Consider the following 14823-nt stretch of genomic DNA (forward strand, 5'->3'; position numbering starts at 1 on the left):
GCTGCATAAACGCCCCCAAAGGCGGGCAGACTGATCACGATCACCCTGCCTTTGTCAGACGAAAGGAACTACGACCATGAAAAAACGCATTCTTGCCGCTCTGCTGGCTCTTGGCTGTGCCCTGCTGGTGTTCACCGGCTGCGGCAGCAAAAAAGATACCACCCCCAAAAACTACACCCAGATCATCCACGATGCCCGGGAAGCCGAGGACAATGATTATTATATGATCTTCTCCCCGGCAGAGGACGGCAAGTTCACCGCCCAGTACGGCTACAGCGCCAGCTATCCGGCGGATGACCTGAACGATGAGATCCAGAACATGCTGCTCCCCCTGCTGGACCTGCCCGAGGGCAGCTACACCGATCTTGCCGCCTCCCTCTCTGCCATGATGGTGCAGAGCTACGGCGTTGCCATCGTCAAGCCTGCTGAGGGCAAGACGCAGGAGGTCGTGGACGCAATGGATGCCTATATCCAGAACCAGCAGCAGACGATGGAGCACTACCTCGAGGATCAGTATCAGATCGCCGCCTCCGCCAAGGTGGCCACTGTCCCCACCGGCGAAGTGGTCATGGTGTGCTGTGAGAACAGCGATGCCGTGATGAACGCCATCAAGACCGCTCTGGCCGCTTAAATTATCTTTCAAAACAACAATGCCCTGTACCGTTTTGCATGGTACAGGGCATTGTTATTTCTACCAGATGGATTTTATCGTTCAAATATCACATATCCGAACGAGAATATGCGTTCTTCATATTGCTGCTCAGCTCAAACAGCACCTTATCCAGCGTGTCGGCGGCGCGGGCCTTGACCTCAGCAGCCAAGGCCTCGTTGGCCTCCTGGCGCAGGGCGACACGGCGGGCGGGGTCGGTCTCGGCCAGCTGCTTTGCGTCATACTGATTCAGCAGGGCACGGCAGGCGGAGAGCACCCCCAGCTCATAGCGCTCGACATGGAACACCGACTTGCCATAGGAAGCATCCGCCATCGCAGCGATCATCCGGCTGACCCAGTAGAAGCTGTCGGTGGACACCTCACCGGTGGTGCCGGCCAGATAGGCCGGGGTCGTCTCCACATTGGCGTAAAAGGGCACCATGGCGTTCAGGGCATTGGAGGCGTAGGCCACCCACTCCACTGCCTGCAGGTCGGCGGGCAGATCAGGCCGCAGCTGGATCAGCGCCACAAAGTCGTTGCGGTTGATGCCGATGGAGCGGTAAACGCCCCGGTTCTCTCTGGCACCGTAGCTTGCATACGGATCATACGGCGTGCCCTGATAATGGCTGGACAGCACATATTTCACATCCTCGGGGGTAATCTTCTTCTCAGGCACCATGCACCAGGGCAGGTCGTCGGAAGCCGGGGTATAGTCGGCATCGGGGCCATCCCAGACCCAAGTGGTGGGGTTCAGGGTACGCAGCATGTACCAGGCGCGGGGCGTGTTGTAAACGTGGTCGGAATCGGTGTGGCTGCCAAAGGCGGCACGAGGGTCGAACACGCCGTCCTGTGCCAGGTCGAGGTGATACTTTGCAATGAACTCCCTCAGGTCAGCCGAGCAGAGATGATTTTCCTGCGCGCCAAAGGCATCGTCCAGATCAAAGGCATCGATGCCCAGCTGGTTCGGCATCACCACATAACTGTCATCGGGCACGCGGCGTGCCATCCAGTGATGGCCGCCGATGGTCTCCAGCCACCAGATCTCGTTCACATCCTGGAACGCGATGCCGTTCATCTCGTAAGTACCGTAGGTCTCCAGCAGCTTGCCCAGCCGCTCCACGCCCTCGCGGGCGGTGTGGATGTAGGGCAGCACCAGATAGACGATGTCCTCCTCGCCGATGCCGCCGGGCACCTCGGGCTGCTCCCCCCTGGCAGGCTGGTACACCACCAGCGGGTCAGCGCCCAGCACGCGGGGGTTGGAGGTGATGGTCTCGGTGGCGGTCATGCCGACATTGGCGGCATTGACACCGGCTGCGGCCCAGATCCCCTTGCCCTCCACGGCGTTGGGCATGGCGGTCATCCGCATGGGGTCACCGGGCAGCGGGATCTCCACATGGGACAGCACCGAGCGGTAGACCGCCGGATGCTCCTCGGGCTGGACCACCACGAATTTCTTTGCCGTGAAATGGCCGGAACCGGAATCGTCGTTGCGGGCGATCATGGTGGAGCCGTCATAGGATGCGTTTTTACCAACCAGAAGCGTTGTACATGCCATAATATCTTCTCCTCCGAATCGAAGTATTTGTCTCTCGGTTTGCCTTGACTGATTGTAATCCTTTTTGTTTCAAAAGGCAAGAGGCCTTACCGGAGCCGTTCCCCGTTTTCCTCCGGGGCCGGAGCAGCTGCCGGGGCGCAGTCCCGGCCAAAGTAGAGCGCCACCTCGCCGATCTTCTTTTTGCGCAGCAGGAAGAGAGTCGGGATCAGATAGATCAAGATCGAGAGCATCATGCTGGCATCATAGCCCGAAATGCTCTCGGCCACGTCCTCCGTGCCGTACAGGCCGCCCACCAGCATAGAGGCAATGTCCATGGCCCCGTGCAGGAACACCGTGACCCACAGGTTGCCGGTGCGGAAATAGATGGCTGCGAACAGCGTACCCAGCGATGCCGCAAAGACACACTGCATCAGCACACCGAAGGGAGCGCTGGACAGCAGATTGGTCAGGTGGGCCGCGCCAAACAGCAGGCCCGACAGCAGGCAGGCTTTCCAGACCCCCGCCCTGCCGGTGCCGAAGCGCTCCAGCAGGCTCTGGGCAATGACCCCGCGGAAGATGAACTCCTCCGCCACGCCCACCAGTGCCATGCTCAAAAAGAAGCTGAAGATGCTGAACGCAGGCTGCAGCTGGCCATCCTCGGGCATCCCGAACATCAGCTTGGTATACAGGCTGTAACCGATGAGCACCAGCGGATACATTCCCACCAGCAGCCCATTGAAAAAGCCGCTGCCCCGGCGGCGGAGCAGGTACATCTTACCGGTGCGGCCCAGAATGACCAACGCCACCACCATGCCCACCGCCTCCTGCACGGCGCTGAGGAAGTAGGAGTCCACCCGTTCCAGGTCCACCCCAAAAAGCACCAGTGCAAACACAATGAGATAGGATGCCAGCAGCAGGCTGCCCAGAAACAGCACCTCGGATAAAACGCAGAAGCCGACGGGATGCTTTGCGCGCAGACGTTTCAGCATAAAAATATCCTCCTGAATCTTAGTGGCTCTATTCTAACATACTTTGCCGGAAAGAGAAAGTTTTTGGCATTTTCTGCTCAGGCGAAAAATCTCAAAAAAAGTGTTGACAAGACCCGGGCCGTATAGTATAATATTCCTTGTCAGCGGCGAGGTTCAAAGCTGACGACAACAGAATGATGGGGATTTGCATAGTGGTAGTGCGGTAGACTCTGACTCTACTTGTGGGAGTTCGATTCTCTCATCCCCAACCAGAAAACCGCAGTCGCCTTCCGGCTGCGGTATTTTCGGGGCATAGCGCAGTTGGTAGCGCGCCTCGTTCGGGACGAGGAGGCCGTGGGTTCAAATCCCGCTGCTCCGATTGAAAAAGAGACATACTTCGGTGTGTCTCTTTTTTCTTTTTACAAAATTTTTTCTTGACACATTTCCCCTTTGGGAATACTCTTATAGTACCAGATATCCCCTGCTCTGCGGCGGGAAAGATCAAGAGGAAACGAGGGATTTGTGAGATGAAAAAACGTGTTGGCATCCTGACCTCCGGCGGCGACTGCCCGGGCCTGAACGCAACCATTCGCGGCGTGGCAAAGGCACTGTATGCCCGGATGGGTGATAATGTGGAGATCGTGGGCATCCTGAACGGCTACCACGGCCTGATCAACGGCGAATACAAGGAGATGTGCGAGGATGACTTCCGCGGCATCCTGACACTGGGCGGCACCATTCTGGGCACCAAGCGCACCCCCTTCAAACTGATGCGCGTGGTCGAGGACGACAAGATCGATAAAGTCGCGGCCATGAAAAAGACCTACAAGGACGCAAAGCTGGACTGCCTGCTCTGCCTGGGCGGCAATGGCACCCATAAAACCGCCAACCTGCTCTCGCAGGAAGGCCTGAACATCATCGGTCTGCCCAAGACCATCGACAACGATATCTACGGCACCGATGTGACTTTTGGCTTCCACACCGCTGTGGACATTGCCACCGAGGTCATCGACCGCATCCACACCACCGCCGGCAGCCACAGCCGCGTGATGTGCATCGAGATCATGGGCAACAAGGCCGGTTGGCTGACCCTCTACTCCGGCATTGCAGGCGGCGCGGATATCATCCTGCTGCCCGAGCAGCCCTACGACATCGACCGCGTCTGCGAGGCCGTGGAGCGCCGGGCAAAGCGCGGCTCCAACTTCTCCATCATCGCCGTGGCCGAGGGTGCCATGAACGTGGACGAGGCCAAGCTGAAGCGCAAGGAGTGGGCCGCCAAGCGCGCCGAGGCCGGTTACACCACCGCCACCAACCGCATTGCCGTCGCCGTCCAGAAAAAGACCGGCATGGAGACCCGGGTCTGCATCCCGGGCCACATGCAGCGCGGCGGCAGCCCCAGCGCCTACGACCGTGTGCTGGCTACCCAGTTCGGCAGCTACGCCGCCAAGCTGGTGGAGATCGAGCAGTACGGCGTTACGGTGGCTCTCGTGAACAACCACGTCATCTCCAACCGTCTGGAGGATATCGCCGGTAAGACCCGCAATATCCCTGAGGGCTGCGAGCTCCTCACCGTTGCAAAACGCATGGGAATCAGTTTGGGCTGAGAAATCTTTCCGGCATGACCGCAATCTTCTTCCCGGTTTATCCGTATTCCAAGTGTAACAAAACCTCGTGAAAGGAAGTGTCTCTCCATGAAAAAAATCCATAAGTTCTTTTCTAAAGATCTGCTCCATATTCTTGGTGCTGTTGGGATTTTTGTTGCTTTTCTGATTTCTATCGCCTATAAGCAAGTTGGAATCGGGGCACTCATAGCTGCGTGGCTTATTGCTATCGCAATTATCGGGGTAGCATGGATTACAGACATCCGCAAAGCAGACCTGCTGAAAAACGGAAAAATTGTTTCCGGAAAAGTTAATGCAGTAAAAAGGGTTCACATAAAATTCCACATGAGTACCTATCACCTTGCTGATGAAGATGTAATTTATCCTTGGGTGATCCGGTACCAATATAAGATTGGAAAAGACACTTATTATGGACAGTCCCATTGGTTTTGGTTCAATCCTCTCGTGAGCAAGGGAACACCTATAAAGGTGACTATTGATCCTCAAAACCCAGAAAGAAGCATTGTTGCTGCATGGGAAAGTTAATAGATTGTTTCTTTCCTCTATGATGACGGAAATTCCAAAGGAGCACAATCTCCTTTGGCACACGACTTTGGTACAAAGTCTAGTATGTTACACCTCGATAGAGGTGTACCGTTCCCAGACGCAAAAAGTCCCATGCCCAGCACTTTGGCGGTGCGGGCATGGGACTTTTTGCTTTTTAGACCTAGCGGAGTGAACAGTAACCAATCCTGACATCCAGTTGCCGTGTCATTTGTTGAATACTGTTTTACGAACAGTCTGCGGATGGACGTTCCCTCTTTTTCAATATACCGAACAAGAACTTACTTATTCTTGTACATTTCCTCGTAGTATTTCTGGTAGTTGCCGCTGGTGATGTGCTCCATCCACTCCTCGTGGTCGAGATACCAGTCGATGGTCAGGACGATGCCCTTCTCGAACGGGGTCTCGGGGTACCAGCCCAGATCGTTCTTGATCTTGGTGGGGTCGATGCCGTAGCGGCGGTCATGGCCCAGACGGTCGGCAACGTGCTTAATCAGATCCTCGCTGATGCCGTCGTCCTTCAGGCGATCGTGCAGCTGCGCGATGATGGTCTTGACGATGAAGATGTTGGGGCGCTCATTGTGGCCGCCCACATTGTAGACCTCGCCGATCTTGCCGCCGTTGCAGACCATATCGATGGCCTTGCAGTGATCCTCAACGTACAGCCAGTCACGGATCTGCATACCGTCACCGTAGACAGGCAGCTGCTTGTGGTGCTTGACGTTGTTGATCATCAGGGGGATCAGCTTCTCGGGGAACTGATAGGGGCCGTAGTTGTTGGAGCAGCGGGTAATGTTGATGGGCATACCGTAGGTATCGTGGAATGCCATAACGAACATATCAGCGCTGGCCTTGGAGGAGGAGTAGGGGCTGTGGGGGCACAGCGGGGTGGTCTCCATGAAGTAGCCCTCGGCACCCAGAGCGCCGTAGACCTCATCGGTGGAGACCTGCAGGTACTTCTTGCCTTCCTTCCAGGTCTTGGCATCGGCATCGTACCAGGCTTCCTTTGCACGCTGCAGCAGGTTCACGGTGCCCATGACGTTGCTCTGGACAAAGATCTCGGGGTTCTTGATGGAGCGGTCCACATGGCTCTCAGCGGCAAAGTTGATGACATAATCGAAATCGTACTTTGCAAACAGGCTCTCCACCAGCTCCTTGTCGCAGATGTCGCCCTGCACGAACACATGGCGGGGGTCGCCCTCCACATCCTTCAGGTTCTCCAGATTGCCCGCGTAGGTCAGCTTATCCAAGTTGACCAGCAGGATCTCGGGGTACTTCTTGAGCATATAGTGGACAAAGTTGGAGCCGATAAAACCGGCGCAGCCGGTGATCAGATATTTTTTCATAAAGTATTATCTTCCCTTTATTTCTATCATTCTCAGGTTTTGCGCAGCTGTTTCTCGCTATGCCAAGGGCTCCCCTACTAGGGGAGCTGGCAATGCGAAGCATTGACTGAGAGGTTTAATTCGTTTTCATCCCATTCTCGCCGTCCCAGTGGGCGAAGAAGCAGGCCAGGGCCTCTTTCCAGTCCCGCACATCGTTGCCCACGGTGCAGCGGAGCATCCGGTTGTCCAGTGCGCTCCACTTGGGGCGGTCGGCGCTTTCGGGATGCTTGGCCTTGTACTCCTCGCTGGTGCAGGGGGCCACAGAGGCATCCACACCAGACAGGCGGATGATCTCGGAAGCAAAATCGTACCAGGAGCAGATGCCCTCACCAGTGCAGTGATACAGGCCGTACTCATGGGTCACGCAGAGCTGCAGCAACTCATGGGCCAGGTCAACCGCGTTGGTGGGGTTGCCGCACTGGTCGTTGACCACTTCCAGCTTGCCGAATTTCCGGCCGGCGTTGACGATGGTCTTGACGAAGTTCTTGCCGTAGTAGCTGTACAGCCATGCCGTGCGGACGATGAAGTGGCGGTGGCAGAACTGCTCCACATACTTTTCGCCCATGAGCTTGGTGGAGCCGTAGGCGCTGATGGGGCCGGGGATGGTGGCCTCGTCCTGTGCAATGCCGCCGTTCTCACGGCCGGAGAACACATAGTCCGTGGAGACATGCACCAGGCGGGCACCGGTCTTTTCGGCGGCCTGTGCCAGATTGCGGGGGCCAAGAGCGTTTGCCTTGAAGGCTGCGTCGTGGTTCACCTCGCAGCCATCCACGTTGGTGTAGGCGGCGCAGTTGATGATGACATCCGGGCGCTGGCGGCGGATGAAGTCATCCACCATCTTATAGTTGGAGATGTCCAGCTCCGGCAGGTCCACCGGGATCACGGTGGCATTCATCAGCTTTTCGGGAATGGGGCCGATCTCGCTGCGGCCCTCCCGCAGCTGCTTGATGATCTCGGTGCCAAGCTGGCCCTTGCAGCCGGTGACGATGATTTTCATGGGTGATTCCCCTCCTGCATCAATATCTCAGTTTTCCATCGGCCACGTTCTTGAGGTGCTGGCCGTAGGGGCTCTTACCATAGCGGGAAGCGCTCTCCAGCAGGGTCTCGCGGTCGATCCAGCCGTACTTGAAGGCGATCTCTTCGGGAGCGCTGATCTTGATTCCCTGACGCTTCTCGACCATGCGGACGAAGTCGGCGGCATCCACCAGGCTCTCCATCGTGCCGGTATCCAGCCATGCAAAACCGCGGCCCAGCAGCTGAACATCCAGCTCGTCCTTCTTCAGGTACATATCGTTCAGGGTCGTGATCTCCAGCTCACCGCGGGCAGAGGGCTTGACCTGCTTTGCCATCTGGACCACTTCCTTGTTGTAGAAGTACAGGCCGGTGATGGCGTAATTGCTCTTCGGGTGCTCGGGCTTTTCTTCCACGCTCAGCACCTTGCCGTTCTGGTCAAATTCCACGATGCCGAAACGCTCGGGGTCCTGCACATAGTAGCCGAACACAGTGCAGCGGCCCTTGGTCTCTGCATTGGCGGCGGCAGTCTTGAGGATCTTGGAGAAGCCGTTGCCGTAGAAGATGTTGTCGCCCAGGATCATGGCGCAGCAGTCGTCGCCGATGAACTCTTCGCCCAGAATAAAGGCCTGTGCCAGACCATCGGGAGAGGGCTGGACCTTATATTGCAGATGGATGCCGTACTGGCTGCCATCGCCCAGCAGCGCCTCAAAGCGCGGCGTATCAGTGGGGGTGGAGATGATCAGGATATCCTGAATGCCCGCCAGCATGAGGGTGGACAGAGGATAGTAGATCATGGGCTTATCGTAGACAGGCAGCAGCTGCTTGCTGGTGACCATCGTCAACGGATAAAGCCGGGTGCCGGCACCGCCGGCCAGAATAATGCCTTTCATAATTTGTGCACTCCTTTATTTGTATTGAAAAAGTTGTGCAGCTATACGGGGTGAAACGCTCACCTCGTAATATTCAAAGCGGAGCTGCGTCCGCTGTCAACAAAGTTACAGGGTAAAAGTTCCGGCCGCGCGGGGCGGCATCAGATAGTTTTACACCTTATTCTACTCTCAAATCGAAAAAAAAGCAAGAAAAAACGGCCTGTTCCAGAATTTTTTCCGAAACAGGCCGTCAAACAGAACCGTTCAGCCGCCCACGGCGGCAGCACATCGCGATGGTGGAGCGTTTCTTACCACTTGAAGCCCCACTTATGGAAATACTTCAGCAGGTTTCCCGTCTGCCAGAGGGCGGGCTTGAGATCCCGGTGGGCAGCGCGGTGCCAGGCGTGGATGGCGGTATACTGGGGCACCAGATACACCTTGCCCCGGGTGCGCATCTTCTGGGTGAGGTCCGCATCCTCCACATACATGAAGTAGCTCTCGTCAAAGCCGCCCACCGCCTTGAAGGTGCTGGTGCGCACACCGGAAAAGCTGCCGGTGCAGAACTCGATCTCGATGGGCCTGGTCAGGTCCTCATCCAGCATCAGGTAGTGGTCGTTCTGGCATTTCCAGAAGCTGAGCCGGGGCAGCTGGCGGTAGAGCATGGGCCGCAGGGCGCACCGACGCAGGGGCAGCTGCTGGGGCTTGCCGTCCGGGAACACCAGCGAGGGCCGGGCCATCACGGCATCCGGGTGGGCGGCCATCCAGTCGGCCAGATCACTCAGGGTATCAGCGGTCAGCTGGATATCCGGGTTGAGGATAAAGTGGAAATCGCTGTCCAGCTCGGGCAGGATCATATTGTGGCCGGTGCCAAAGCCGCCGTTCTCGGTGCGGCAGTGCACCACCACCTGCTGGCCCGGACCTGCTGCCAGCAGGCCGTCCGCCACGGCCTGCTCCAGCTTTTTGCCGCTGCCGTCCGGGCTGGCATTGTCCACCAGATACAGGGTCACCGGGTAGCGGCGCGTGCAGTGCAGCACCGTCTGCGCCGCCTTCAGCGCCTCGTCATAGCCGTTGTAAACAACAATACAGGCTGATAGTTTCATCAATTCACTCCAAAGGCAGGATCTTCAGCGTGAAGTCCTCACGCTGGATATCAAAGTTGGGGTTGGTACAGGGATCGCCCGCGGCCAGCAGGTCTCCCCAGCGGGCCTGGAAGCGGAGCACCTCGCCCTGGAAGCGTTTCTGCTTTTCGGGGTTGTCCTCGGTGCCGCGGCTCTTGCTCTCGTAGTGGTAGAGCTGGGCAAAGGGGGTAAACACGTTGGTGTAGCCCGCTTCCCGCACACGGACACAGAAATCCACATCGTTGAAGGCCACGGCATAGCTCTCGTCCAGGCCGTTCATCTCATCATAGATCTCTCTGCGGATGAGCAGACAGGCGGCGGTATCGCCGTAAACATCCTGCACATAGTTCAGCCGCCCCATGTAGCCATCGGATGCCGCCGGGAAATACTTGTGCAGGTGGCCCGCCACGCCGCCGATGCCAAAGCCGATGCCGGCATGCTGAATGGTGTCATCGGGGTAGAGCAGCTTTGCACCCACACAGCCCACCCGCTTCTGCTGGGCGTACATGACCATTTCCTCCAGCCAGTTGGGGGTGATGACCTCGGTATCGTTGTTGAGCAGCAGCAGATATTCGCCGGTGGCATACTGCTCGCCAAAGTTGTTCAGGGCGCTGTAATTGAAGCCCTTGCCCTCCCAGGTCACGACCTTGAGGTTGTCCGGGTGTTCCTTCTGCATCCGCTCGTAGGCGCGGAAAGTCTCGGGCTGCTTGCTGTTGTTCTCGATGAGGATGAGTTCAAAATCCGGGTAGGTGGTGCGGGCATAGATGGAATCCACGCAGAGCTCCAGATCCCGGATGTGGTCGCAGGTGGGGATGAGGATGCTCACCCGGCCCGGGTGCTCAATGGTGTAATCGGTCTTGTAATAGCCCGGAGTGCCGGGGATGAGGGCAACATCGTCCACAGCGATCCCGCAGCGGGCATAGTGGGCCTTGAGGGCCGCAATGCCTGCGTCGATGCAGTAGGTCTTGGCGGAGATATCTGCCGCCGTGCTGCCGGGGCTGGAGCGCCAGTAATACAGGGCATGAGGAATGTGAACGATCTTCTCAGCCTGCTCCGTCAGGCGGAGGAACAGCTCGTAATCCTGGCTGCCGTTGTACTCCATCCGCTCGCCGCCGCCGGCCCGCTCCATCAGGGCGCGGCTGAACACGGTCAGGTGGCAGATGTAGTTATTGGAGCGGAGGTTGTCCAGCATGAAATCGGGCTTGAAGTGGTAGAGCACCACATGCTCCGGCTTCCCCTCAAAGGTCGCCTCGTCGGTGTAGACAAAGTCGGCCTTCTGCTCGGCAATGGCCCTGGCCGCGTACCACAGGGCGCAGGGATGCAGCAGGTCATCGTGGTCCAGCAGGGCGATATACTCACCGGTAGCCATCTCAAAGCCCTTGTTGGTGTTGCCAGGGATCAGCTCATTCTTTTCCAGCTTCTGATACCGGATGCGTGCATCGGCCTTCGCACGGACCTGCACATGCTGGCCTACGGCCTCGTCCTTACCGGCATCCACGCAGCAGAGCTCCCAGTTCTTGTAGGTCTGGTTCACCACGGAATCCAGCATCTCGTCCAGGAAATCCAGCGGGGTGTTGTACAGAGGCACCACGATGCTGATCTTGGGACCGGCAGGCTGATCGTTCGCCTGCCTGACCAGCAGCTCCACCGGGGCAAAGCGGTCGGCCCGCAGGAGGTTCCCCGGGAAGAGGGCGGCATACTCCCGCCTGGCGCGGGCGTGCTCCCGCACTCCCGAGATGCCGTCCCGGCGCAGCTCACCCAGCAGGACGAAAAGCGGGAAGGTGTGCCAGATCTGGCGGCTCTTGCTGACAACATACCGCATGGGCCAGGTCAGCTTCCAGAAGGTAGAGCTGGTCACCTCGTTCAGAGTCTTTTCCAGGTTCTTGGCATGGCTGCGGCTCAGGGAAAGGTCGCTGCGGAGCCGCTCAATGAGGGCGGCTTCCTCGTTGCAGGTGCGCTCGGCACGCACCATCCGGTCACGCAGGAGATCCAGCTCCTTCTCATAGCCCGCGATCATCTCGGCGGTGGCAGGCTGGACTGTGCAGTACAGAGCCGACTGCTGGGCACGGCCCCGGCTGCGCCAGCGGAAATCCCGGTAGTAGCCCCGGCGGGCCAGCTCCTCGGCCCAGCCCTCAGCCACGTTGCTGCCGGTAAACACCAGCAGCACCTGTCCGGGCAGCTGCGCGGGCATCTCCACCCAGGCGGGGTCCTCCACCACCAGCAGGTCTGCCTGCCGGGCAGCCACTGTAAAGGGATTGGCATCCACGCCCGCCCGGTGCAGGGCCTTTTCCAGTGCCGGGGTCTCGGCGTTCAGCACCGCAGCTGTTGCCGGGGCCAGCTCCTCCGCAATGCGCTGTGCCAGCAGGCGGCAGCGCTCCATGTCCTGCTTTGTTTCCTTTGCTTTCTCCAACTGCATTCCGACTTCTCCACTTCACTGGGCCATTCCTCCGCCCAGACGCATTTTTACAAACTATAATAGTATACCAGATTTCGTCCCGTTTGAGAAGCGCTTTTCCGCATTTCCTGCGCTTTCCGGTGCAAAATTTATTACAGCCCCAGCAGGCTCCACAGCCAGCCGAACAGGCCGCCGTTCGAGCTGCCGCTGCCCACCGTGCCAAAGGACACGCCGGTATAGTAGTGGCGCAGGATGTCCCGGTAGCCCATGCCCTGCTCCTGCGCATAGCCCACCATGCCGCACTGGCTCATGCCCACACCGTGGCCGAAGCCATAGTAGTTCATGCAGGGGGTTCCGTTCTCGTCCGCGCTGAAATCAAAGCAATAACGGGAGGAAACGAACTGGCCGATGTAGCGGTAGCTCTTTCCGTTCGAGACAAAGGTATTGTACTGGACAAAGCCGCCCAGATCCTTATGAGTGGTGTCGGCGCTCTCGTAGGGCTGGCCGGTCTTGCTGTCGTTATACTCGATGTAGCGGTAATCCTTGCCGATGATCCGGCGCATCAGGTTGTGATACTGCTCCTCGTAGGGGCTTTCCACGCTCTGCAGATAGGGCACATCGGTGCCCCAGGCATCCAGACCGGAGCAGGTGCCGTACACGCCGGTCTGGGTGTTGTACCCCGCGCTGGCCGACCACACTGCATCGATGACGCTGCCGTTGCAGGTCAGCACCTCGTCCTTGACCTCAGATACTGCCCTGCGGATGGCGCTGCGGGCAGAGGAAGGGATCTGATCCACGGGGGTGTACACCAGCGCGTTGGCCGAAGAGCCGTATTTCTTGTGGTATTCCAGATAGGAGTGGATGGCCACCGCCTGCGCTTTCCACGCCTGCTGTGCCGCCGCGTCACTGACATAGCTGCCGATGGAGCCCAGCTCGGTGTAGGTGATGCCCACCAGACAGTCCTCAAGATCCAGGGTCACGTTCCGGCGCAGGCCCTGCCCCTTGACGTTCAGGTAGGGCATGGTGATGGTATCGCCAGAGCCGAAGAGCCAGCTCAGGCAGTTTTCCTCCTCGTCCGGGATCAGAGTAGTGTTGGCACCGCCCATGGTGGTGGCACCGGCGGGCAGGGTGTCCCCTTCCGCTGCAAAGGCGGCAGGCACTGCCATGCAGAGCAGCACCACCGCCAGCATCAGCGCCGCACACCGGCGCGCAAACTTCGACATCCGTTTCAAGTTCCTTGTCCTCCTGCGTTCTGTATTTTATTCAGTTTAGCACAGTGCAGGGCCGCGGGCAAGGACTTGAATCAAGAAAACGCCGCCGGGCAGAGCCAAAAGCTCCACCCGGCGGCGTTTCACTGTTTCTATCTTACGCTTCTGTCAGCGGCTCTCCCCGCGCTGTGCAAGGCGGGAGAAGCGCTTATCCTTTTCGTCGTCCTTCTCGGCATCCTCAGCCGGGGCGGCGGGGGTCAGGCGCACTTCCGTCACGCGGCGCTTGGCGGTGCGGGTAACAACACCATCGTACTCGCCCAGGGTAAAGCGGTCGCCTACCTTGGGCAGATGGCAGGTCTTTTCCTGCACCAGACCGTTGACGGTATTGGAATCGATATCCTCTTCCTCCGGCAGGTCGAGCTCCTCATACAGATCATCGACGCTGGCAGAGCCGGACACCAGCCAGCTGCCGTCCGACTGCTTGCGGAAGTCCTCAGTGACCTCGTCGTGCTCATCCCAGATCTCACCCACCAGCTCTTCCAGGATATCCTCCAGCGTGATGATACCCTCGGTGCCGCCGTATTCGTCCACAACAACGGCCAGGTGGTGGTGCTGCTCCCGGAGGGTGCGCAGCAGCTGGGAGATCTGCGTGGAGCCCGTGGTATACAGGGTGGGCACCACCAGATCATCGATCTTGGTCGCCTTTTTCAGGCGGGCGATATAGAAATCCTTTTCATGTACCACACCAATGATGTTATCAATGGTGCCGTGGTAGACAGGCAGACGGGAGTAACCGGACTCCGCAAAGGTCTGGGCCAGCTCCTCCAGCGGGATATCATCCTCCACAGCCACCACATCCACACGGGGGGTCAGGATCTCCTCCACCTCCACGTCATCGAACTCGATGGCGCTGCGGATGAGCTCGCTTTCCCGGTCGGTCAGTTCGCCGTCATTTTCAGCCTCGCTGACCATGGTCATCAGCTCACCCTCTGTGATGGTATCGGCCTCGCCGCTGTGGACAAAGTGGCCCAGCAGCTTTTTCCACTGGGTGAACAGCCAGGTCAGCGGGGTCATCAGGGCCATCAGGAGCACAAGGAAGGGCGAGACTGCCGTGGCCACCTTTTCCGGCATCTCCTTGGCCAGGCTCTTGGGAGTCACTTCGCCAAAGATCAGCACGATGATCGTCAGCACAATGGTAGACATCGTTGCGCCCCGCTCGGCACCCAGCATCTGGGTAAACAGGATGGTGCCGATGGAAGCGGCGGCGATGTTCACGATATTGTTGCCGATGAGGATGGTGGAAAGCAGCTTGTCATACTGCTCCGCCATGTTCAGCACCCGGGCGGCAGAGGAATCGCCGTCCTCGGCGCGGCTTTTCAGGCGGATCTGATTCAGGGAGGAAAATGCGGTCTCGGATGCGGAGAAAAAGGCGGAGAAGCCCACCAGGATCACCAGCGCTGCCCAGAGCGTCATACTGCCATCGTCCATAATAAAGGAAAATCACACTCAACTTTCTGT

12 protein-coding genes and 2 tRNA genes are annotated in these 14823 nt (G+C 58.4%); 5 read left to right on the forward strand and 9 right to left on the reverse strand.

Annotated elements, in window-relative coordinates; genetic code table 11:
• The first annotated feature begins 76 nt into the window (after positions 1-76).
• Positions 77-631: a DUF4358 domain-containing protein gene (locus P0G09_RS14945; RefSeq protein WP_207684800.1), complete on the forward strand. Its 555-nt coding sequence runs from the start codon at positions 77-79 to the stop codon at positions 629-631.
• 88 nt (positions 632-719) lie between these two features.
• Here the strand turns inward: P0G09_RS14945 and P0G09_RS14950 are convergent, their stop codons facing one another.
• Both P0G09_RS14950 and P0G09_RS14955 read right to left on the reverse strand, forming a co-directional pair.
• On the reverse strand, positions 720-2204 hold the full coding sequence (locus P0G09_RS14950) for a C69 family dipeptidase (RefSeq protein ID WP_275253051.1): 1485 nt from the start codon (positions 2202-2204) through the stop codon (positions 720-722).
• An 86-nt stretch (positions 2205-2290) separates the two neighbouring features.
• A complete protein-coding gene (locus P0G09_RS14955) occupies positions 2291-3172 on the reverse strand; it encodes a type II CAAX endopeptidase family protein (protein WP_097771811.1) in 882 nt (293 codons plus the stop codon).
• A gap of 177 nt (positions 3173-3349) precedes the next feature.
• Between P0G09_RS14955 and P0G09_RS14960 the strand changes: the two genes are divergently transcribed.
• From P0G09_RS14960 to P0G09_RS14975, 4 genes are all read left to right on the forward strand, one after another.
• Positions 3350-3423: transfer RNA gene (locus P0G09_RS14960), tRNA-Gln, on the forward strand.
• A gap of 34 nt (positions 3424-3457) precedes the next feature.
• Positions 3458-3530: transfer RNA gene (locus P0G09_RS14965), tRNA-Pro, on the forward strand.
• Between the two features lie 148 nt (positions 3531-3678).
• A complete protein-coding gene (locus P0G09_RS14970; RefSeq protein ID WP_275253052.1) occupies positions 3679-4755 on the forward strand; it encodes an ATP-dependent 6-phosphofructokinase in 1077 nt (358 codons plus the stop codon).
• A gap of 87 nt (positions 4756-4842) precedes the next feature.
• Positions 4843-5298: a DUF3592 domain-containing protein gene (locus P0G09_RS14975; RefSeq protein WP_156182604.1), complete on the forward strand. Its 456-nt coding sequence runs from the start codon at positions 4843-4845 to the stop codon at positions 5296-5298.
• A gap of 299 nt (positions 5299-5597) precedes the next feature.
• Here P0G09_RS14975 and rfbB read toward each other — a convergent pair whose 3' ends face one another.
• From rfbB to P0G09_RS15010, 7 genes are all read right to left on the reverse strand, one after another.
• Positions 5598-6662 (reverse strand): dTDP-glucose 4,6-dehydratase, encoded by a 1065-nt coding sequence (gene rfbB / locus P0G09_RS14980; RefSeq protein ID WP_005936500.1) that lies wholly within the window; start codon positions 6660-6662, stop codon positions 5598-5600.
• 115 nt (positions 6663-6777) lie between these two features.
• Positions 6778-7698 carry a dTDP-4-dehydrorhamnose reductase gene (gene rfbD, locus P0G09_RS14985; RefSeq protein WP_005936494.1) on the reverse strand — a complete coding sequence of 307 codons (921 nt, stop codon included), beginning with the start codon at positions 7696-7698 and terminating at the stop codon, positions 6778-6780.
• 19 nt (positions 7699-7717) lie between these two features.
• The gene (rfbA, locus tag P0G09_RS14990; RefSeq protein ID WP_005936491.1) at positions 7718-8605 is read right to left on the reverse strand and encodes a glucose-1-phosphate thymidylyltransferase RfbA; all 888 of its coding nucleotides are present in this window, start codon (positions 8603-8605) and stop codon (positions 7718-7720) included.
• A 287-nt stretch (positions 8606-8892) separates the two neighbouring features.
• Positions 8893-9684, reverse strand: a complete 792-nt coding sequence (locus tag P0G09_RS14995) for a glycosyltransferase (protein WP_117534606.1) — start codon at positions 9682-9684, stop codon at positions 8893-8895.
• Positions 9685-9688: 4 nt separating this feature from the next.
• Positions 9689-12118: a glycosyltransferase family 2 protein gene (locus tag P0G09_RS15000; RefSeq protein ID WP_275253053.1), complete on the reverse strand. Its 2430-nt coding sequence runs from the start codon at positions 12116-12118 to the stop codon at positions 9689-9691.
• 131 nt (positions 12119-12249) lie between these two features.
• Positions 12250-13320 (reverse strand): sporulation protein SpoIID, encoded by a 1071-nt coding sequence (locus P0G09_RS15005; protein WP_005936481.1) that lies wholly within the window; start codon positions 13318-13320, stop codon positions 12250-12252.
• A 153-nt stretch (positions 13321-13473) separates the two neighbouring features.
• Complete coding sequence (locus tag P0G09_RS15010; protein WP_275253054.1) at positions 13474-14793, reverse strand: hemolysin family protein; 1320 nt, start codon at positions 14791-14793, stop codon at positions 13474-13476.
• Between the last annotated feature and the right edge of the window lie 30 nt (positions 14794-14823).

The sequence above is a fragment of the Faecalibacterium sp. DFI.5.82 genome (assembly GCF_029076575.1).
Taxonomy (GTDB): Bacteria; Bacillota; Clostridia; order Oscillospirales; family Ruminococcaceae; genus Faecalibacterium; species Faecalibacterium duncaniae.

Coding starts and splice junctions, on each gene's coding strand:
- P0G09_RS15010 (WP_275253054.1), bottom strand. CDS start 14,793: ATGGACGATGGCAGTATGACGCTCTGGGCAGCGCTGGTGATCCTGGTG.
- P0G09_RS14950 (WP_275253051.1), bottom strand. CDS start 2,204: ATGGCATGTACAACGCTTCTGGTTGGTAAAAACGCATCCTATGACGGC.
- rfbB (WP_005936500.1), bottom strand. CDS start 6,662: ATGAAAAAATATCTGATCACCGGCTGCGCCGGTTTTATCGGCTCCAAC.
- P0G09_RS14995 (WP_117534606.1), bottom strand. CDS start 9,684: ATGAAACTATCAGCCTGTATTGTTGTTTACAACGGCTATGACGAGGCG.
- P0G09_RS14970 (WP_275253052.1), top strand. CDS start 3,679: ATGAAAAAACGTGTTGGCATCCTGACCTCCGGCGGCGACTGCCCGGGC.
- P0G09_RS15000 (WP_275253053.1), bottom strand. CDS start 12,118: ATGCAGTTGGAGAAAGCAAAGGAAACAAAGCAGGACATGGAGCGCTGC.
- P0G09_RS14975 (WP_156182604.1), top strand. CDS start 4,843: ATGAAAAAAATCCATAAGTTCTTTTCTAAAGATCTGCTCCATATTCTT.
- P0G09_RS14945 (WP_207684800.1), top strand. CDS start 77: ATGAAAAAACGCATTCTTGCCGCTCTGCTGGCTCTTGGCTGTGCCCTG.
- P0G09_RS15005 (WP_005936481.1), bottom strand. CDS start 13,320: ATGTCGAAGTTTGCGCGCCGGTGTGCGGCGCTGATGCTGGCGGTGGTG.
- rfbD (WP_005936494.1), bottom strand. CDS start 7,698: ATGAAAATCATCGTCACCGGCTGCAAGGGCCAGCTTGGCACCGAGATC.
- rfbA (WP_005936491.1), bottom strand. CDS start 8,605: ATGAAAGGCATTATTCTGGCCGGCGGTGCCGGCACCCGGCTTTATCCG.
- P0G09_RS14955 (WP_097771811.1), bottom strand. CDS start 3,172: ATGCTGAAACGTCTGCGCGCAAAGCATCCCGTCGGCTTCTGCGTTTTA.